Genomic DNA, 19,456 nt, shown 5'->3' with positions numbered 1-19,456 from the left:
TCCGGTAAAAAAGGTACTTAGAAAACAAATGACGATCACAAGAGACCAACACTTTGTCTTCCAACCAACTTTTTTTGTTTGGCAGCAACCAAAAAGTGCGGCGACGTGGCTCAATCCGTAAGGGATCAGTATTTTCCGAACTAGTTTCCTTATTGTACGCCTTCGATTCGAGTGAGCAAGCACTTTTTCCAGGATTGACCTTGCAAATTTTCACGGCCGCGAAGCCCGATCCGCGCGAGCTAAACGAAACAATAGACTTAGTCGCCCCGCTTTATGACGAAATTTTCGGTCATTTTGTGACATTTATTGTTGACTAGATCGTCACACTCACCCTTTCCGTGGGTAACCTCCGCCAAACCCCGTTCTCGAAAAAAAGCGCCATCCCATGCTTTTTTTTTCGACCATCACCCAAACGCACCCGTCTTATGGGGGTTAGCACACATCACTCCCCGGAGGTCACCATGGCGTCTACCCCTTCACAAACACCCATTTCCCTCATTCAAGGCGAATTGCTCGATCAAAGCGTCGACGCCATTGTCAACCCCTGGCAACGCCACTGGTTTCCCGGTGGCCGCCTCTGCTCCCAACACCTGACCCACAGCATTCGCCAATGGGCCGGCGATGATCCTTACACCGAACGCGACAGCCAAGGCCCCTTCAAGCCGGGCGATGCGGTCGCGACCCGCGCGGGCCGCTTACCCCACCGCGCCATCATCCATTTCGCCGCGGACAGCCGCTTCCAACGCGCCGACCGCAACTCGGTCGACCGCTGCCTGCGCAACGCCTTGGATCTCGCGGGCCGCAAAGGATTCAACTCCATCGCGATCCCGCTGCTGAACAGCGACGGTTGGAACGAAGACCAAGCGGTCGACCACGTTCGCGAGCGCTGCTCTCAAGCCGGCTACAACGGCCGCGTCATTTTGGTCAAAGAACGCAAATAAACCACAGCCACACCACCCACCCAAGAAACCCCCCGCGAGCATCCTGCTCCGGGGGGTTTTTTGGTTTCAGGGGTGAGAAGACGGACCCCAACCTTGACATATTGGTACCATAAACATTAAGCTACCTTGGTACCAAAGTAACAAGGAGGCATCTTATGCCGGCACCCATTCAACGCATGCAAACCGGGGTTCGCATCGAAAAGCGTCTGCTCAAGGTCCTCAAGGGATTGGCGGAATACTTAGAAATGTCGCTGGGCGATTTAATCGAAGGCATGGCCCTCCATTGCTTCGAAGGCCGCGTGCCTTTTTCGGAGGAAACCATGAAAAAAATCGAACAGCTCAAGCTGGTCTACGACCTGGATCTAACCGCCGCCGACAGCCACACATTAAATGAGGCGGAGGGCAGATCATGAGTCGGGACTACGCAGCATACACCGAGGACTTCGAGGCGGGCCGCATCGCGGCGGAAACCTTCACCCATGTCGACCACCTGGGCGTGGCCTGGGACATGCTGGGTCGCTACGATTTCTTAACGGCGGCAGCCCACTACGCAACCGGCATCCAACAACTCGCAACCCGCGCGGGCGTCCCGGAGAAGGCCAACCTCACCATCACCCTTGCCTTCCTCAGCCTGATCGCGGAACGGCGCATCACCAGCCCGGCCAAATCCTTCGAAACCTTCTTGTCCGCCAACCCCGACCTGTGCGACCGCAACCCGCTACGCCACTGGTACACCCCGGAACGCCTGAACACCCCCTTGGCCCGCACGGTCTTCCTTCTGCCGCATCAAGACAAGGGGTTGACCCCGGATTTCCCCTGAAAAACCCTCGTGTTCAACCTGAAATCAAAATGAAACAGCTTGTATAAAACAACTTACCTATGCACCTTTGCGAATTGACAGGCGACCTGAATGGCCGCTCCTCAAAGAATGAAACTTTCCTTACATAGCTAAAACCTGGGGGTCACCTGGTTGACCCCGATTTGGGGACGGCCCACAATTTGGAGCAAATCGATCTGATTCATGCTTGCTTGTTTTTATGGGAGAGAACCATGTCCCCATCCCCTGTTCACGATTCCTGGTTGCGCTCACTCCTCAAAACCCTGTCGTGGCGTCTGACGGCGACACTTACCACCATCGCCCTCGTCTATTGGATTACCGGCGAGGTCAGCCTGGCGGTTGCGGCGGGCTCGCTGGAACTGTTCCTCAAAATGGTGCTTTACCTTGGCCACGAACGCTTATGGGATCGCCTGTCCCTCGGGCGTGTCACCCGCAAACCGGCGGTCCTGTGGTTTACCGGCCTTTCCGGCGCGGGTAAATCGACCCTGGCCCTCGCGGTCAAAGAAGCGTTGGAGCAACAGAATACGGCGGTGGCCTGGCTGGACGGCGACATCACCCGTAAGTTTCTACCACGCACGGGTTTTAGTCGTGAGGCCCGCGACGGCAACGTGCTTAAAGCCGGTTTTATCGCCCGCACCCTGGAGGAAAACGGGGTGACGGTGGTCGCCTCCTACATTTCGCCTTACCGCGCCACCCGTGATCAGGTGCGCACCATGTGCGACCATTTTGTGGAAATCCACGTCGCCACGCCGCTCGAAATCTGCGAAGCCCGCGACGTCAAAGGCCTGTACGCCAAAGCCCGCGCCGGCGAGATCAGCCAGTTTACCGGGATCGACGATCCCTATGAGGCCCCCCACCAGGCCGAAATCGTCATCGACACAACGCGCGAAGACGTCCCGGCCGCGGTTGCCCGCATTCTGGCTTACCTGCGCAACCCACCCAAGGCCCCCATGATCACCCCCACCCCGGTCAAGACCACGGCCGCCGCTTTGCTCAGCAACCCGGTCGCGCCGGGAAAGGAGTAACCCCATGAACCTCGCCCCCCCCGCACCTTCTACCCCCACGGCAACCAAAAGCGACGCCCAAAAAACCAAAACACGGGTCGCCAACCTCACCCACCTGGCCCAGCTTGAAGCGGAATCCATCCACATCTTCCGCGAAGTGGCGGCCTCCTTCCGCAATCCGGTCATGCTTTATTCGGTGGGCAAAGACTCCTCGGTCATGCTGCGACTGGCCCAAAAAGCCTTTTACCCCGGCCCCCTCCCTTTCCCGCTGCTGCACGTGGATACCTCTTATAAATATGAAGAGATGTACGCCTTTCGCGACCGGCTCGCGGCCGAGCTGGGTTTTGAACTGGTGGTCCATCGCAATGAAAAAGCGATTGGCGAAAAAGCCAACCCCTACGATTGGGGTACAGGTTCCTGCTGTGGCGCGCTCAAAACCCAAGCGCTGCTGGACGCGCTGGGCGCGGGTGAATACGACGCGGCCTTCGGCGGCGCCCGCCGCGATGAAGAAAAGTCCCGCGCCAAGGAACGCATCTTCAGTTTCCGTGACCGCCACGGCCGCTGGGACCCCAAGAACCAACGGCCCGAGTTGTGGCGGCTGTACAACACGCGCGTCAAAAAAGGCGAAACGATTCGGGTGTTCCCGCTCTCGAATTGGACGGAACTGGACATCTGGCACTACATCTACACGGAAAACATTCCGATTGTACCGATGTATTTTGCCCGCGAACGCGAGGTGGTTCGCGCGGGGAAGCACCTGATTCCGGTGGAGAAATTCCCCTTCCGTGATCGCATCCGCGGCGAACGCGCCACCCTCAAGTGCCGCTTCCGCAGTCTTGGCTGTTCACCTTGCACCGGGGTGATCGCCTCGGAAGCGGACACGGTCCCCAAAATCATCGCCGAAATGTTGTCGGTACGGACCTCGGAACGCGCGGGCCGCGTCATGGATCACGACGGCGAAGCCTCGATGGAAGACAAAAAACGCGCGGGCTATTTTTAACGCGCCATGCCAAAGGAAGACATCATGACCACCGCGCCGCAAACCGCGATGACCACCTTTTTACAACAAGAAGCGGGCAAGGAATTGATCCGCATCAGCACGGCGGGCAGCGTCGACGACGGAAAGTCCACGCTGATCGGTCGCCTGCTCCACGACACGGCCAACATCCACGAGGACACCTGGGAACAGGTCACCCGCGACAGCGCCACCCACCGCGGCGGCGACCAAATCGATTTCGCCTTGCTGACCGACGGCTTGAAATCGGAGCGTGAGCAAGGCATTACGATTGATGTGGCCTACCGCTACTTTGCAACGGCTCGCCGCAAATTCATCCTGGCCGACACACCGGGCCATGAACAATACACGCGCAATATGGCGACGGGTGCCTCCACGGCCAACATCGCGGTGGTGCTGGTCGACGCCCGCAAGGGGTTGCGCCCCCAATCGAAACGCCACGCCTTCATCGCCTCCCTGCTGGGCATTCCCCACATGATTGTCGCGGTGAATAAAATGGATCTGGTTGATTGGGACGAAGCGGTCTTCAACGAAATTTGTAAAGAATTCACCGATTACGCGGCCCGCTTGTCGATCAAAGATCTGCGCTTCATCCCCATGAGCGCCCTATTGGGCGACAACGTGGTTCAACCAAGCGAAAATACGCCGTGGTACCAGGGCGAAACGCTGCTGCATATGCTGGAACACCTCTACGTGGCGGGCGACCGCAATTTGGTGGATTTGCGGTTCCCGGTTCAGTACGTGATCCGCCCCAACCAAGACTTTCGCGGCTACGCGGGCCCGGTGTTGTCCGGCATGGTACGTCCCGGTGGCGAAGTCCGCGTATTACCTTCAAATCAAATCGCTTACGTCCAAAAAATCCACAGTTTCGACGGACCGTTGGAAGAAGCCTTCCCACCGATGTCGGTCACCTTAACCCTGGACCGCGAGGTCGATGTGTCGCGCGGCGACATGTTGGTTCACACCCACAACCTGCCGCGTCGGGCCAACCAATTCGAGGCGATGTGTGTCTGGATGGACGACATGCCCTTGGACCGCGAAACCCGCTACCTGTTGAAGCATACCTGTAGTGAAGGTTCGGTCATGGTTTCGGATTTGCGCTACCGACTCAATGTTGAATCGCTGAAGCGGGAATCGGCTGAATCTTTGGCGGTCAACGAAATCGGCCGGCTGGTGCTGCACAGTGATCGCGAAATCTGTTTCGACAGCTACGAAAAAAACCGCGAAACGGGCCACTTCGTGTTGATTCATCCGCTGACCCACCGCACGGTGGCGGCGGGCATGATCATCAACCGCGAGCCCGAGGCGAAGCTGCCCGCGACCATGCCGGTCACGCGCGCGGCGGAGCCCCGGCCCGCGTTGCGACGCGGCGGCGTGCCCGTGGCGGAAAAACAAGCGCGCGCGGCGCTTGCCCCCATCACCCTGTGGCTAACGGGATTGGTCGGTAGCGGTAAACAAAAGGTTGCGCTCGGTTTGGAGCGGGCTTTGTTTGACGCGGGCCGTTGGGTCACGGTCTTAGACGGCAAAACCTTGCGCCGCGGCTTAAGCCGCGAGCTGGGGTTCACCAATGCCGGCGTGGCTGAGAACCTGCGACGCGCCGCGGAAACGGCACGTTTGTTCAACGACACGGGCGTTACCGTTGTGGCGGCTTTTGTCTCGCCGCTGCAACCATTGCGCGCCCAGGTTCAGCAGATTGTCGGCCCGGAACGTTTTATCGAGGTCCACGTGGACGCCGGTTTAGCGAGTTGTGAGGCGCGTGACGAGGAACAGCTTTACCAAGGGGCCCGCCGCGGCTGGGTCACCAATCTGGCCGGTATCGATCAGGTCTACGAACCGCCGACAAGCCCGGCGGTCCATCTCGACATGGATCGATTAACCACGCGGGAAGCCGTGCAAACCGTGTTGACCTACCTGCACAACCTTGACACGGAGAAAACCCCCTAACCTGAGCTCCCCGCGTGCACCCGCGCGGGGGTGATTTCCTTGGCGCCGTGCGTTAGCCCGCATTTCTCACAAGGATTCGTCGCGAGAAGCAGAAAGCCTTGTGAGTACGAAGATTACGACCGAGAGACGGCACAGGGGTCCGACCTTTCGCGGGGCCGACCATTCGGGGTCCGACCTTTCGGGGTCCGACCTCTCGGGGTAGCAGCTGAGGCGAAGGCGGCTCGACCGAGTAATGCGGATGGCCGCCCCGCGGAAGGCCGCCCCCTCGTAATCGCATGGCTTGCCCCGTAGCAGAATTCCTTGTGAGAATTGCGGGTTAGTAGCGCGCTTTGTTCACCGCGCGCAACCAAAGGTTGTCGGCCAACATCCGGCTCCGCCCATAGACACGACCAAAGAAACCGGCACCGGTTCCGTGGGGCACGCCCATGCGCGGCGTCATTTCCAACTGCCAATGATCGGGTTCCCGTTCAACTTGGGGCCAGGCTTTCGCGCGAACCACAACGCTGTTTTCTTCACGCTGAACCTCGATCTTCAGGTGATACCAGATGTTTTGTTTCCACAGAAAACCGGCCTCGACACCGGGGTAATCACCCCCGCGCCCAAAACTGAGCCGCAAACCACGTCCATTTTCCATCAACGATAAAAAGAAGCCGCGGTAGTACAGACCCATTTCGGGGAGCCGCCGCCCGCGCTGACCCGCGCGTACCAAACCACTCACCTGAGCCGATTCCGCGGCAAAACCATGGAACAGCGCCCAAACATCGCGCTCACCTTCGCCGACCGCGGCAAAGACACGCTCACCGTCAAAGTGTTCGACCGCCATGTGCTGGACGGCGGTCCAATAATGCGGGACCGACCCGGCCGCCAAGGCTTCCAAATCCAAGAGCACATCTTGATCAGTTTGCCGGAATACCTCGGCTTGGGCTTCGAGGCCTTGCCAAGAGGCGTTGAGTTTACCGAACCAAGCATTTTGGAGATCGAGGTTAAGGCCGCCTTGGGCATCCACGTTGCCGGCGAAACCGTCCAGCGTCCATTGCGGCTGCACCTCGCGCAGGCGACGACCATGACGGTCGGTCACAAAGGCGCGCACGGGCTGTCGCCCGGACCAATGGAACCGCGTCGGTTCAATGTGCAACACGGCCGGTTCCCCCAATGAACTCGGCGCGGAACCGGTCAAGGGCTGGAACAAGGACGGTTGCACCCGGCGGGGACTGTCGGCGCGGCCAAGCGCCACCAAAGTACGCCCGCTCTGCACATAAAACCGATGGTAGGCGGGCACCAGCGCCGCGGGCCCGTCGACGGCGGGCCCCGGCAAAGCGACCACGACCTCGCCGGCTTCAACCAATCCCTCGGGTTCGCGATGACGCCAAACGAGCCGGTTTCCCCTAAGGCCGGCAAGGCCGCCCGGGGTCAGCACGAAGGGCCGTGCCTGCTGAAACAGGCCCCGCGCCCGCCAGCGAATGCGCCCGCCCTCGAATTCCAAGGCCTCCAGCGTTCCGTCTCGTTCCATCACGACCAGAACCTGCTCTTCGGCGGCCCAGCCCTGAGGCGGATGGACGTAAGCACGACGCCAGCTAACCACATCGGCCGGCACGGGGCGGCTCGGCACCAACCGGGTTAAATCGTAACAGCGCAGCTCCTCGCCGGTTGCAACCTTGGCCTGGACCATCAGCTTGTTGCCGCACATAAAGAAATGGCGAATAGCCCCCCGTTCCGCCAAGCCAATATCCATCACCTCTCCGGTTTCCGGCTGAATGAAGCGGGGACCGTCGGCAAAACCACCCACCAAAAGCACGGGCGCCTCAGGCAAGGGCACCAGGGTTGCCGGGGCGCGGGCCACCCGGGCATCGGCCGGATCACGAACCAACCAGCGTAGGTTTCCATTGTTTTTGTCGAGCCCGACCACCAGCCGTTCCAGGCCCTTACCGTCCGAGGCGGGTAAACTGAAGGTGCAGATGACCAGCCGGTCATGACGCAGCAGGGTGGGTCGATGCGGACCGACGCTCAGGGAAAAACCAAAGTGCTCGGCGAGGTGTCTTTGCCAGAGAAGCCGACCGTCGGGTGAAACACAAAAAAGCTGGCGACCGGAGCTGAGCACCGTGACGTTGCCCGTCTCTAAATCAACGACAGGCGCGACCTCAGGCGTACGAATGCGGGGCGTCCCAACGGCGCCGCCGGGAAAATGAAAACGCCACAACATGCGGCCGTCAAAGGCATCAAGCGCGATCAAGACCTCGCCGTCCCCTTCGCGGCCGTGGGCGTAAACCCTGCCGGCGAACACCACGGGCGACACCACGGAATGAAGCGGATAACGCCACAACACCGACAGTTCCCCGCCGCCACCGTCCCAGACGCTGCTCGCATAGGTTCCGTTGGGTCCGGCCGCCTCGGGCCAATCATTGCCTGGCTGCCAGGCAAAACAAGGCATCATCAGAATCAGCGCAAACATACCGGCCGGCTTAACCATCTGCCCTTCCCCACTTAGATTTTTTTTCCTAAAGTGTGCGATTCGATTGGGTGCAATCGCGCAAATATCGGCGCAGGACGCGCCAATATTTGCGCGAAACGTGTTGGAAAAAGCCACCGGGGTCGTGCACGACGCATACATGTAAAGTAGGTCGCGCATTTTCACGATATGTTCCATGCCCAGCTGGTTGTCCGAGGACGCCGCCAAGAATCACTCAATTTAGGTTTTAGATTCGGCTTCATCACACCAAACTCGGTGCCGTTTGTCTAGGAAGGATGCCGCGGGTTGTCCCTTGCCGTCCCAGGTCGCCTCGTGACTGGGCGCGCTTGTCGGCTTGTGCTAGGTTAGGCGCTAACCCGCCTGGCACGCCCATCCCTTGCCGCGCGGGCGAACGAAACAATGCAGCGTCCCCCTTTCCCGGATGCATTGCTGGAGCGAAGCCCATGAACCATCCCGAAGAATGGCCTTTACCCGAAACGCCGGCGACCCCCCACACGCCCCGTTTGGTCTACAGCACACCGAACTACCGTTATTTTGGCGACGGCCTGGCTCAATTTGACGGCTACCAGAGCGGCGGTGTCGAACGTGTGGTTTTTCCCGACGGCGAAATTTACATGCGCTTGACCGAGCCGGTCCGCGACCGCGACGCGGTGGTGGTCGGCGGCACGATCAACAGCCAAGAGACGATGGAACTTTTCGATTTGGCCTGTGGTTTGGTGAACCACGGCGCGGACCATTTGACGATTATCGTCCCCTTCTTCGGCTACAGCACCATGGAACGACAAGCCAAGCCGGGAGAAATCGTTACCGCAAAAAACCGGGCAATTCTGCTGTCCTCGATTCCCCGTGCGCGGGTGTGCAATGAAATTGTGATGGTGGACCTGCACACCGCCGGGATTCCCCATTATTTTGAGAACCACATCCGCCCGTACCACCTGGTTAATTTCCGCTTGATCGCGAACATCGTGCGCGAGCTGGGCGATTTGGACCAGGTCATCTTGGCAGGTACGGACGCGGGCCGCGCCAAGTGGGTCGAGTTTTTGGCCAACCAGTTACACATCCCGGCGGCATTTGTGTACAAGCGGCGTTTGAGCGGCACCCATACGGAGATTGCGGGCATTAACGCCGACGTAGAAGGCAAACACGTGGTGATTTACGACGACATGATCCGCACCGGCGGTTCGCTGATCAAAGCCGGCCAAGCCTACCGCGAGGCCGGGGCCGCCAAGATTACCGCCATCGCCACCCACGGGGTGTTCCCAGGTGAAAGTTACCAGCGCATCCGCGCCTCGGGCTTGTTCCAGGAATTGATTATCACGGACACCCACCCGCGCGTGCACCAGCTCCATTTACAAGAAAAGGATGATTTCCTGGTGATCCGCTCGGTGATTCCCGAACTGGCCGCGTTCCTGCTGGACCGCGACAGTTGGGGCAACGAAATCGACATCGACCTCTAGCCGAGCCTAATTCACGAGAACGCAGGCCGGGCCGACACCGGCCGTACCGCTGAAAAAACTTCGAGGATCCCGGTTTAACCATCCCCACAAACCCAGTTCTCGAAGTAACGGCTTCATCAACATCCCCACAAACCCTTGTTTCGAAGTAACGGCTTTATCCGCGTCGGGAAGCGGTAAGCCCAACCGGCGGTTGGGCGAAAAGGGCACATACGCCCATCCGCATCTTCATCTCATCCTTTTATCCTGAGAAATAACGCATCCCAAGCTATCCCCCACCGAAACCCCGCCTCCGCTTCAATCAAAACCGAACGCCCCATCCAAACATCCGCGTAAGGGAGTTGACTTTTACAGGCGTTCCTGTTTTTGTTCACTCCATCTTTTGAGCTATTTAAAATTCGCGACGATAAGGCGGTATCATGAATCGTTTTCGCACCTCCGCGGCTGTGTTTTCCGCGCTGCTCCTCCTTTGTTTCCCCCTTTTTGCGGCCGAAAGCGCCCCGCAACAGCCCCCCAAACCCCAGCGACCCTGTGACACGTCGGAAGGCGGCCAACTCGACTTTTGGGTCGGCGACTGGGCGCTGACTTGGAAGGACGCCAAGGGCAACACCCAGACCGGTTCCAACAAAATCGAGAAGGTGCTTAACCAATGCATCATTCAGGAGAACTTTAACGGACCCGGTCTAGAGGGCCGCAGTTGGTCGGTCTACGATCCCAAAACCAAACAATGGCGCCAAACCTGGGTCGACAGCAACGGTAGCTATCTGGAATTCACCGGCGCTTTCGCCGACGGCAAAATGGAATTACGCATGCCGGCGACCAAAGGCCCGGACGGGAAATCGGTGGTCCGCCGCATGGTGTTCCACGACATCAAAAAGGACAGCCTCACCTGGAGCTGGCAATCCACCAATGACGGCGGCAAAACCTGGAAAGATTTGTGGGTGATTCAATACAAACGCAAAGCCTAACCCGCATTTCTCACAAGGCGTTCTGCCGCGGGGCAACCCATGCGATTACGAGGGGGCGGCCTTCCGCGGGGCGGCCATCCGCATTACTCAGTCGAGCAATACGCGACGTAGCGCTGCTACGCCGAATGGTCGGCCCCGCTCCGTTTGCGCTTGGTCGTAATCTTCGTACTCACAAGGCTTTCAGCTTCTCGCGACGAATCCTCGTGAGAAATGCGGGCTAACCCCGTGGGTCGGGATTCGCCGCGGCGACCACCCGGCCATCATTTCACCCAAGCCCTTGGTTTATTAGGCGGTTTCACACGCCTCTTGAATTTGGCCAAAACCTTCCCCCACAATGGAAGACGAACCAAATAAGGGAGGCGAACCCCATGTCCATCGACGGCGAACAAGACCTTGTCAAACTCAAAGAAATCGGCCGCATTGTCGGCAAAACCCTGAAAACCATGTTGCAGACCGTGGAACCCGGCATGACCACCGCGGAACTCGACGCCGTCGGCCGCAAACTGTTGGAAGACGCCGGTGCACGCTCGGCCCCCGAGTCCAGCTATAACTTTCCCGGCGCAACTTGCATCAGCGTCAACCACCACATGGCGCACGGCATCCCCTCGGATAAGGTGATCATCAAGGCGGGCGATTTAATCAACATCGATGTTTCCGCGGAAAAAGACGGTTACTACGCCGATACCGGCGCGTCCATGGCGGTCCCCCCGGTGAACCCGTTGTTCCAAAAGCTATGCCTCAGCACCCGGCGCGCCTTGAAGAGCGGCATGCGCGCGGCCCGCGCCGGACGCCCGCTGAACCACATCGGTCGCGCGGTTAGCATGGAGGCAAAAAAAGCCGGCTTCGGCATTGTGCGCAACCTCGGCAGCCACGGGGTCGGTCGCTCCTTGCATGAGGAACCCAAGTTCATTCCCAGCTATTACGATCCCAAGGACACGCGCCAACTCAGCGAAGGGATGGTGATCACCATCGAGCCCTTCCTGACCACGGGCCCGCCCAACGCGTTTCAGGAAAAAGACGGTTGGACCCTGTCTACCCTGCGCGGCTGTTACGCGGCCCAATTCGAGCACACGATTGTGATTACCAAAAATCAACCGATCGTGGTCACCCAAGTTTAGTCACCGGGCCGAATGTGTTAAGCTTTCGTGACACGTAACCACTTGGAGTTTTATCAGGTTGACAGCTTGTCACCCACCGAATGCGATGCGGGCGCCGGTCCGGCACCCGTGGAGGTTTACCATGCGCGCGCCGATCCACACGCTTGCCCTCATCTCGATCCTCGCGCTGCTCGCGGCCTGCAGCAGCGAACCGGCAACCCCGGAATCCCCGCCCCAAGGCGGCACCCAGGCCCAAACCCCAATCACCCAACTCAAGGTCGGCATGCGGCGCCCACCCGACAGCCTCAATCCCTACATCGCCCAAAGCCGCGGCGCGGATATCGTGAACCAACTCCTTTACCCCCGCTTATGGCATGAAATGCCCGACGTTCGGGACGGAAGCCCCGTCCTCATCCCCTACCTGGTCGCGGAGGAAACCCAACGCCCCGAACCCGCCAACACCCTGCGCCTTAAGCTCGCGCAAGGTTTGACCTGGACCGACGGGACCCCTCTCACCACGGCCGACGTGGTTTTCAGCCTCGAGGCTCGGCGTAACGAAACGGTCGCCTGGGCCTCGTTCGCCGACAAAAATCGGATCCAGAGTTGGCAGGTCGTCGACGACCACACCATCGACATTCAATTCAGTCAGGAATCCTTGTACAACCGGGTAATCCTCAACGAGGGCGCCATTATTCCCAAACACCATTTCAGCAAAATCCCCTTCGATCAATGGGACCGCCACGAATGGGAGAAGGACGCGGTGGTGTTCGGGCCCTATCAGCCGGTAGCCTTTGGGGACGAACGTTTGCAATTCAAGGCGGTCGACCCGGAAACCCCCATCCAGCAGCTCAATATCGCCCTGGTCCGCTCCAAAGAAACCTTGTTTAACTTACTCAAAAGCGGCGACTTAGATTATGCCTGGTCACTTCCGAAAGAGCGCATTAGCGAAATCTCGGAACAACTCCAACCCACCTTTTACACGAATCTGGAAACCGCGTGGTTGGCCTGGAACCCTCTTGACCCCGCCGCCTACGCCGCCAACCCACCCAACAACAAAGCCGAGTTGGAGCAACTCAAAAAAGCAAAACCCCACCCCGTCCTCGGTGACGCCCGCGTGCGCCAAGCCTTATCTCTGGTGCTCAATCGCCAGAACTATATCGACCGTTTGTGGCAGGGCCATGCCGTCGTACCCGCCAGTCCTTGGCGGGTCGGTCTGGGATATTTGACCGATGTGCCGCCACCCAAAACCACACCCGACCTGGACAAAGCGGCCACATTACTGCAAGCGGCAGGCTGGACGAAACAAGGCGCGAGCTGGAAAAAGGACGGTCGCGAACTGACCTTTTCGATCACCTGCAACCTAGGCAACAACTTACGCGGAAATTATTTGCAGGCAATCCAAGCCGACCTGGCCCTGTTCGGCGTCAAAGTAGAACTCAACATGGTTGAGGGCGGTTACTACATCGAAACCGGCACCTCACGCGCCTTTGACGCGATCTTTTTCGGGGTCCGTCAAAGCTCCCGACCGACCCTCGACGCCTTGCTCCACAGCGACGCCGCGATTAACGGCAACAACTGGACCGCCACTTCCGCCCTTGACGACCTCATCGCCAAGGTGACCCTTGCCAAGGACCCTGCCGAACTGCAACAGGTCGTCGCGGAAATGGAACAACGTTTTCTCGAGGAATCACCCTTCACCATGTTGTACAGCGGTCAACAAATTGCGGCGGTGCGCGCGGGCCTGTCGCTGCAGGCGGACCCTTCTCATTTGAGCCCACTGTACCGCTTGGAAACCTGGCAAATTGGCAACGAGGCACGCTAACCGGTGCCGTCTCTTCCCTGGCGGCGGCTCGCGGCTTTTTTCGGACGCACCTTTCTGCTTCTTTGGATGGCGGCCAATCTGGCCTTCGCTTGTCTGATCGCGGCGCGCGGTAATCCCATTGATCTCTACATCGATCCACGCGTCCCCAGCGAGACGGTGGACCGCCTAAAAGCCCGCTACGGTTACGACCAACCCCCGCTACAACAATACCGACGTTTTGTGCTCGGGCTCGCCGCCGGCGAGCTCGGTTATTCCTTTATCCACAAAAAACCGGTCGCCAAGGTTTTGCTAAAACCCATGGCCCGCTCCGTGGTGTTGGCGATCACTGCTTGTATTACCGCGGTTGTGTTTGCCGCCCTGCTCCTATGGGGGCAGCAACCGCAAGCCGGCGCACCACGCCTTTTGCAACGCCTTTGCCATGCCCTTCAGCACGTGCTACTGGTGACGCCCTCTTTTCTGCTCGCCGCCTTTTTGCTGCACGGGGTCGCCCTCCGTCTGCGTTGGTTTCCCGTTCACGGCAGCAGTACCGGTGATTGGTGGATCACCCCCGGCCACTTGGTTCTGCCAACCTTGGCGGTCGCGCTGCCCCTAGCCGCCTACCTGGCTAGTTACCTGGGCCAACACATGGCCCGCGATGAATTCCAGCCTTGGTACCTCAGCGCCAAAGGCCGCGGCATCCCCGGCCCGCGCCTGTTCTGGAACCACCAAATGCGGCAAGCCTTGCCGGTCCTGGTCCAAGTGCTCGGCCTTTACCTCCCCGCGCTTTGCAACGGCGTGTTCATCGTTGAAAGCATTTTCGGCTGGTCCGGCTTGGGTTTGTTGATGGTGGACGCCGCCACCGGTCGCGACTACCCCCTGCTCATCGGCGGCTGCCTGTGGTCGGCCTGGATGACCGTCCTCGCCTACCAGTTTGCGGACGTCCAACGGGATCGCCTGGCGACGGGTTTGGAAACCCAATGAAACGGGCCCTGTTCACACCGGCCGCACCGGTCCTCGGCTGGAGTGCCCTGGCGGCCGCGGCCCACGGCTACGCGGCCACCGCATGGCCGCTTGGTATTTTGGCAATAGTGACATGGGTCCTCGCGGCAAACGCCCGCCACCGCGACAGGGCGGCCCTGGTTTTTCTCGCCGGTGTGGCCTTTTGGCCGGCGGCCTGGCATGTTTACCCGCCCAATCAACCGATTCCACCCGACGCCTTCGCCTGGCTGGGAACAGACACGCTCGGCCGCGATTCCTGGGCGCGGCTCACCGAGGGCTTTCGACGCTCCAGCCTGATCGCAGTCGCCGCGGCCGCGGTCGCCACGGTGATTGGATTCGCAACCGCCTGTCTGCTGGTCTTCAGCCCCAGCGGGCTTCAGCGCGTGGTGCGCTTCGGCGTACAACTGTTTCTCAGCATGCCCGTGTTCCTGCTCATCCTCCCCGCGGTCGTCTTTCTCCCCAGCGGACCCGTCACCCTGGTCCTCGCCATGGGTTGCCTGTTGTGGCCCGAACCCGCCCGATTGGCGGAACAACAGTTGGAACGCTTGGCGGTTGCCCCCTTCGTCACCGCGGCAAGGATGCGCGGCGAGACAACTTGGGCGGTTTTTCGCTTTGAGTTGCTGCCACACCTGCGCCGGTTACTGTGGACTTGCATGCTGCTGAACACCTTGAATGCCGTCCTACTCGAATCCATTCTCAGCTATTTGGGGTTGGGTCTGCCGTTGGGCACCCCGAGCTTGGGCGGTATGTTCGAACTTGCCGTGCGCCAAATGGACCGACAACCGGCCTTGCTCACCGCGGTGTTTACCTTGTTATTGGCGGAAATCACCTTGATCCGTCGGCTCGGGGGTAACGAAAAAACACATCACGCCAACACAAGGACCTAACCTGCATTTCTCACAAGGAATTCTGCTACGGGGCAACCCATGCGATTACGAGGGTTTGCCGGCCGCCTTTCTCGGTCGAGCCGCCTTCGCCTCAGCTGCTACGCCGATAGGTCGGACCCCGATAGGTCGGACCCCGATAGGTCGGACCCCGATAGGTCGGACCCCGATAGGTCGGACCCCTATGCCGTGGCTTGGTCGTAATCTTGGTACTCACAAGGCTTTCTGCTTCTCGCGACGAATCCTTGTGAGGAGTGCGGGCTAAAAAACAGGGCACAAAGGCGAAGTTAGCCCGCATTCGCGCTGAAAAACCAATCGTTTTAAAAACCCTCAAAAGAGAAGCTGCACCCTTTCGCGGCGATCCGCAAAAAGGCGAACTCAGCCATTGTGACCCCGGCGGAATTAGGGATAAAATAGCTCTGGTTTTTTGATTTTCCCGGCCCGAAGAAAAGGCGAACAACGCAAGCGTGCCAAAACCCCAGAAAACCGACCAAACGCATAAATTCACGCCAACTCAAAATCTCTTCCTCACAAGGAACCAATGACTTAGTCAGTGGCGCACGGCATCAAACCCGCCAAGAAAACACACTAACCCGACATTTAAAACCAAGGTTAATCAAAATTGTTTTCTCGAACCTGGTTCGTAACCATGCAACCCTTCGGAAGTGACCTGGCCGCGTCAATCACCCGAAAAATCCCGTTTATGTGATTTTTTACTTTTCTGGACACGCCCGCTTGCACTAGGTTGGTTGCAAACCTGCCGGTACGCCTTCCCTCCCCGGACCGATTCTTCTCCATTGCTAACCATCCGTTCTCGAGTTCCGCCGTCTTGCTTCCATCCCCCCTCTGAGACCCAAACGCGGAGGCATGCCCTACACGTTTATGTTTCGATTTCCACTCACGGAAGCCTTCTCTTATGATTCTTATTGCCGAAAGCCACCCCGAACATCGCAATCACGTGCAGGACTTGGTCTCAACAGGCCTTAAGGCCGAGGTGCATGCGGTCGAAAACGCACGAAAAATGATTGCCTCTCTCAAAGAAAACCATTACGACCTGCTGTTACTCAACGCCAACTTGCCGGATTACCGCGGCAGCAATTTGGTCAAGAAGCTGCGGGAAAAATACTCCATTCTGCGCTTGCCGATTATCGCCATGATTCGCATGGACGCGGGCGTTGATCACCACCAAGCGGTGCTCACCGCGCTCCATTCCGGGGCCAACGATTGCTTATTCCTCCCCCTCGACGACGAGATGGCCCTGGCGCGGATTCAAAACTTGGTTCATATCCGCCAGGAATTCACCGTGCTGGCGCAACGCCACCGCATGGAAGAGTCCAGTGACACATCGCTGGACATCACCGACCCGGATTTCATGCACTCTTTTTCGGGTTTTTCCCACACGGATGCGCCCATCCCCTGCGATTTGGCGGTGCAGACCATCATCGGTCCCACCAGCTACACGACCCGCACCAAATGGATCAACAACAACCAAGTGCTGGTGGTCGCCTACGAAAACCTGCCCAGCGTCAGTTCCTGCCGGCTTAAGTTGGAATTTGACGGGGCGGAGATTGACCTTGAGGTGCGCGAAGCCCATCGCGAAGACGTCGAAGGCGGCGATGAAAACACCTTTAAAATCAACTACCGCGTTATTGACGCTCCACCGATGTTCGACGCCCTCCTGCGCGATTTCCGCCGCATTCTCAAAGACAAGGGTCGCGAGGGTTTAAGCGCCTTTTTGATGTCTAAATCGAACCTGGCGGCACAACCCGACGAGGCGGGCATGACCCTCCACTTCGGTTCCAACAACGTCACCGCCGACCTCATCGGCGGCGCACGTTACCAGTATGAGGGCCACTTGGGCGAAGGCGCCTTCGCCTCGGTTTATTTGGTCAAAGACCACGCGCTCAAACGTTCGATCGCCATGAAGGTACTCAACCAACGCATGACCCGCTCCAAGGATGCGCGGGTTAACTTCTTGTACGAGGCACAAACAGCGGCCCAATTTCACCACCCCAACATCGCTTTTGTGTACGAGGTTGGGGAGATTCGCGACACCCAGTACCAGAAACACCTGGATTTTCCCCCCGAAATTTTTAAAAAGCACCCAGAACGCATCATTTACCTCACTATGCAGTTTATCGAGGGAACCACCTTAACCGACTGGATGATTTTGGAGGAACACCGCGAGGAAGAAGCGGCGCTGCCGGTCCTGATTGACATCGCCAAGGCCATGGCGTTCGCCCACGAAAAAGGCGTGATTCACCGCGACATCAAACCCGACAACATCATGATCACCCCCGAGGGTCAGGTGATTGTGACCGATTTTGGGATTGCCAACCGCATTGAAGCCCCCAAGGAGTCCGGCGGCCAAAATGTCATCACCTGCACACCCCGTTACGCTTCACCGGAGCAATTGTTCGGCGAGGACATGGACGGTCGCAGCGACATGTACTCTTTCGGTACGGTTGCCTACGAACTTCTGACCGGCCAAACACCTTTTCCCGGCCGAACCATTGAAGAAGTGATCGCCGCCAAATACAAACGCAGCTATCCGCCGATTGACGGGCTGCGCGGCGATATCAGCAAGGAACTGGTGACCATTATCAACCGCTGTCTCGAATTCGAAACCAGCAAACGCTTCCCCAACGCCGCCGACCTTTTGGCCGAGTTGTTAAAGGTTCAGGGCGCCGCTCAAGAGAGCAACGGCTCACTGGAAAGCACCCTCACCGACCTCATCGACCAAGCCATCATGGTTTCCGACGGCAAGCAGGCGGGCATTATCCTGGCCCGGTTGGTGGCGTTTCTCAACACCCATAAAACCAAAGACGATGTTTCCCACATCAACGAAATCAAAACCAAACTTTCGGAACCCTCGCTGCTCCAGGTGTTGATCGAAAAGAACCTGACCAACCACAACCAGCAGATGTTGTACGAGTTCTTTATCGAGTTACAGTCAACCCGCGCGGTTTTGGAAATCTTGAACCTGTTCCAAAAAGAACGTGAAACATGGAAGAAGTCGGTTTTGGCGGAACTGGCCGTGGTCAGCGCGGGCCGCGACCTCGAACCCTTGGCGGTTTTCGGCCTGGAATTAACCGACCGGGACGCGCCGATTCTGCTGCGCGCCTTCGCGGAAGTCGCCTCTCAAACCAAGGAACAGGTGTTCCTGGTGTGGGCCAACCACAAAGGGCTGGACACCCAACGCCAACTGCTCAAAATCATTCGCACCATTAGCCGTCCCCGCGAAGAAATCGACAAAATCCTGGAGTATTTCGTTTATCGAGAAGGAACGGCCCACATGCGCGTTCGCCAAGAGGCGATGGATCTCATGCGCGAAATCGGGCACCCCGGCAAATAAAACACCCCCCACCGTCCTGACACAAAGCCGACGCCCGGTTTAACAACGTTTTGACAAGGCGACCGCGCGGCCCCTTGACAAGCACGGGCCGGCTACCTATTATTCCAAGCTTTGTTTGTACAGGTTTTACCGGAACCCAAGCTTAGTTGGGCACCGGTAGGTTTTCCGAAAAAGTTATCAAATAACGGCTGTTTCACCGCGGGGGGATCGTTCCAAACGAATCAGCGGGTAAACGGTCGACGCCAAACCCCCGGGGGGTTTGAAGGTCGAGGTATGGATTGAATACGCCCAAATTGAAGGGTCACACCCTTAGTGACGAACCACAACACCACGAGCATCTTCAGTGTGCGTTTCAAATTACAGTCGCACCCAATCATCAAGTAACCATCAGCGTCCATCTCGATTGCGAGAGCCGCGAACATGAAATCAAGGCGGCGGACTTGTTCCTCGCCCAAACCAGCCGCGATATTGTCATCGACATTATCGAAACCCACCCATTGGTCCCCACGGCCGACTTCAACCCCAACGAACTCAGCGGCGAGTATACAATCCCCGGTGATCGTTTTAGCGCGGGTGAAGACGACGACCACAGCTTCTTTGTGATCGTCGCGGGTAGCTTGGTCACCGATGCGGCGCCTTTTGTGTTCCACCGCCGTCTTGAGTTAGGTTAGGCATTCCCCGGAAAGCGG

The 19,456-nt window shown here is 58.5% G+C and carries 16 protein-coding genes and 1 pseudogene; 15 read left to right on the top strand and 2 right to left on the bottom strand.

Annotated features, from left to right (window positions below):
• The first annotated feature begins 53 nt into the window (after nt 1-53).
• From J3U88_RS24005 to cysN, 7 genes are all read left to right on the top strand, one after another.
• Nucleotides 54-317, top strand: a complete 264-nt coding sequence (locus tag J3U88_RS24005) for a hypothetical protein (RefSeq protein WP_207861534.1) — start codon at nt 54-56, stop codon at nt 315-317.
• A gap of 144 nt (nt 318-461) precedes the next feature.
• Nucleotides 462-941 (top strand): macro domain-containing protein, encoded by a 480-nt coding sequence (locus J3U88_RS24000; protein WP_207861533.1) that lies wholly within the window; start codon nt 462-464, stop codon nt 939-941.
• A gap of 155 nt (nt 942-1,096) precedes the next feature.
• Entirely contained in the window at nt 1,097-1,354 is a 258-nt protein-coding gene (locus J3U88_RS23995) for a hypothetical protein (RefSeq protein ID WP_207861532.1), read from the top strand.
• Nucleotides 1,351-1,761, top strand: a complete 411-nt coding sequence (locus tag J3U88_RS23990; RefSeq protein WP_207861531.1) for a hypothetical protein — start codon at nt 1,351-1,353, stop codon at nt 1,759-1,761. Before J3U88_RS23995 ends, J3U88_RS23990 begins: the two co-directional genes overlap by 4 nt.
• Before the next feature lie 230 nt (nt 1,762-1,991).
• Nucleotides 1,992-2,804 (top strand): adenylyl-sulfate kinase, encoded by an 813-nt coding sequence (gene cysC, locus J3U88_RS23985; protein WP_207861530.1) that lies wholly within the window; start codon nt 1,992-1,994, stop codon nt 2,802-2,804.
• Between the two features lie 4 nt (nt 2,805-2,808).
• Complete coding sequence (gene cysD, locus J3U88_RS23980; protein ID WP_207861529.1) at nt 2,809-3,783, top strand: sulfate adenylyltransferase subunit CysD; 975 nt, start codon at nt 2,809-2,811, stop codon at nt 3,781-3,783.
• Nucleotides 3,784-3,807: 24 nt separating this feature from the next.
• Nucleotides 3,808-5,742: a sulfate adenylyltransferase subunit CysN gene (gene cysN, locus J3U88_RS23975; protein ID WP_207861528.1), complete on the top strand. Its 1,935-nt coding sequence runs from the start codon at nt 3,808-3,810 to the stop codon at nt 5,740-5,742.
• A gap of 316 nt (nt 5,743-6,058) precedes the next feature.
• Here cysN and J3U88_RS23970 read toward each other — a convergent pair whose 3' ends face one another.
• Entirely contained in the window at nt 6,059-8,209 is a 2,151-nt protein-coding gene (locus J3U88_RS23970) for an outer membrane protein assembly factor BamB family protein (protein WP_207861527.1), read from the bottom strand.
• A 443-nt stretch (nt 8,210-8,652) separates the two neighbouring features.
• Here J3U88_RS23970 and J3U88_RS23965 point away from each other — a divergent pair, with 443 nt between their 5' ends.
• The 6 genes from J3U88_RS23965 to J3U88_RS23940 all read left to right on the top strand — a co-directional run bounded on the left by J3U88_RS23965 (nt 8,653) and on the right by J3U88_RS23940 (nt 15,415).
• Complete coding sequence (locus J3U88_RS23965; protein ID WP_207861526.1) at nt 8,653-9,666, top strand: ribose-phosphate diphosphokinase; 1,014 nt, start codon at nt 8,653-8,655, stop codon at nt 9,664-9,666.
• Between the two features lie 416 nt (nt 9,667-10,082).
• Nucleotides 10,083-10,631 carry a DUF1579 family protein gene (locus J3U88_RS23960; RefSeq protein WP_207861525.1) on the top strand — a complete coding sequence of 183 codons (549 nt, stop codon included), beginning with the start codon at nt 10,083-10,085 and terminating at the stop codon, nt 10,629-10,631.
• Between the two features lie 368 nt (nt 10,632-10,999).
• On the top strand, nt 11,000-11,749 hold the full coding sequence (gene map / locus J3U88_RS23955) for a type I methionyl aminopeptidase (RefSeq protein ID WP_207861524.1): 750 nt from the start codon (nt 11,000-11,002) through the stop codon (nt 11,747-11,749).
• Nucleotides 11,750-11,870: 121 nt separating this feature from the next.
• Entirely contained in the window at nt 11,871-13,550 is a 1,680-nt protein-coding gene (locus tag J3U88_RS23950) for an ABC transporter substrate-binding protein (protein WP_207861523.1), read from the top strand.
• A gap of 3 nt (nt 13,551-13,553) precedes the next feature.
• The gene (locus tag J3U88_RS23945) at nt 13,554-14,510 is read left to right on the top strand and encodes an ABC transporter permease subunit (protein ID WP_207861522.1); all 957 of its coding nucleotides are present in this window, start codon (nt 13,554-13,556) and stop codon (nt 14,508-14,510) included.
• Entirely contained in the window at nt 14,507-15,415 is a 909-nt protein-coding gene (locus J3U88_RS23940) for an ABC transporter permease (RefSeq protein WP_207861521.1), read from the top strand. The genes J3U88_RS23945 and J3U88_RS23940 overlap by 4 nt, the downstream gene beginning before the upstream one ends.
• Nucleotides 15,416-15,513: 98 nt before the next feature.
• On the opposite strand, the pseudogene J3U88_RS35405 reads toward J3U88_RS23940, so the two are convergent.
• A pseudogene (locus J3U88_RS35405) lies at nt 15,514-15,585 on the bottom strand (pentapeptide repeat-containing protein); the annotation flags it as partial.
• A gap of 743 nt (nt 15,586-16,328) precedes the next feature.
• Between J3U88_RS35405 and J3U88_RS23930 the strand changes: the two are divergent.
• Together J3U88_RS23930 and J3U88_RS23925 are read left to right on the top strand one after the other, a co-directional pair.
• On the top strand, nt 16,329-18,767 hold the full coding sequence (locus J3U88_RS23930; protein ID WP_207861520.1) for a protein kinase domain-containing protein: 2,439 nt from the start codon (nt 16,329-16,331) through the stop codon (nt 18,765-18,767).
• Nucleotides 18,768-19,045: 278 nt separating this feature from the next.
• Entirely contained in the window at nt 19,046-19,438 is a 393-nt protein-coding gene (locus J3U88_RS23925; RefSeq protein WP_207861519.1) for a hypothetical protein, read from the top strand.
• Nucleotides 19,439-19,456: the final 18 nt, after the last annotated feature.

Origin of the sequence: Acanthopleuribacter pedis, assembly GCF_017377855.1 — a bacterium.
Lineage (GTDB): Bacteria > Acidobacteriota > Holophagae > Acanthopleuribacterales > Acanthopleuribacteraceae > Acanthopleuribacter > Acanthopleuribacter pedis.
Note: the sequence above shows the minus strand (reverse complement) of the source record. Positions and strands in the feature narration are given on the sequence as shown.

What these genes read in the sequence shown, in the direction of transcription:
- J3U88_RS24000 (WP_207861533.1), top strand. Translation starts at nt 462, where the DNA reads ATGGCGTCTACCCCTTCACAAACACCCATTTCCCTCATTCAAGGCGAA.
- J3U88_RS23970 (WP_207861527.1), bottom strand. Translation starts at nt 8,209, where the DNA reads ATGGTTAAGCCGGCCGGTATGTTTGCGCTGATTCTGATGATGCCTTGT.
- J3U88_RS23965 (WP_207861526.1), top strand. Translation starts at nt 8,653, where the DNA reads ATGAACCATCCCGAAGAATGGCCTTTACCCGAAACGCCGGCGACCCCC.
- J3U88_RS23990 (WP_207861531.1), top strand. Translation starts at nt 1,351, where the DNA reads ATGAGTCGGGACTACGCAGCATACACCGAGGACTTCGAGGCGGGCCGC.
- J3U88_RS23950 (WP_207861523.1), top strand. Translation starts at nt 11,871, where the DNA reads ATGCGCGCGCCGATCCACACGCTTGCCCTCATCTCGATCCTCGCGCTG.
- cysC (WP_207861530.1), top strand. Translation starts at nt 1,992, where the DNA reads ATGTCCCCATCCCCTGTTCACGATTCCTGGTTGCGCTCACTCCTCAAA.
- J3U88_RS23940 (WP_207861521.1), top strand. Translation starts at nt 14,507, where the DNA reads ATGAAACGGGCCCTGTTCACACCGGCCGCACCGGTCCTCGGCTGGAGT.
- cysN (WP_207861528.1), top strand. Translation starts at nt 3,808, where the DNA reads ATGACCACCGCGCCGCAAACCGCGATGACCACCTTTTTACAACAAGAA.
- J3U88_RS23930 (WP_207861520.1), top strand. Translation starts at nt 16,329, where the DNA reads ATGATTCTTATTGCCGAAAGCCACCCCGAACATCGCAATCACGTGCAG.
- cysD (WP_207861529.1), top strand. Translation starts at nt 2,809, where the DNA reads ATGAACCTCGCCCCCCCCGCACCTTCTACCCCCACGGCAACCAAAAGC.
- J3U88_RS23995 (WP_207861532.1), top strand. Translation starts at nt 1,097, where the DNA reads ATGCCGGCACCCATTCAACGCATGCAAACCGGGGTTCGCATCGAAAAG.
- J3U88_RS23960 (WP_207861525.1), top strand. Translation starts at nt 10,083, where the DNA reads ATGAATCGTTTTCGCACCTCCGCGGCTGTGTTTTCCGCGCTGCTCCTC.
- map (WP_207861524.1), top strand. Translation starts at nt 11,000, where the DNA reads ATGTCCATCGACGGCGAACAAGACCTTGTCAAACTCAAAGAAATCGGC.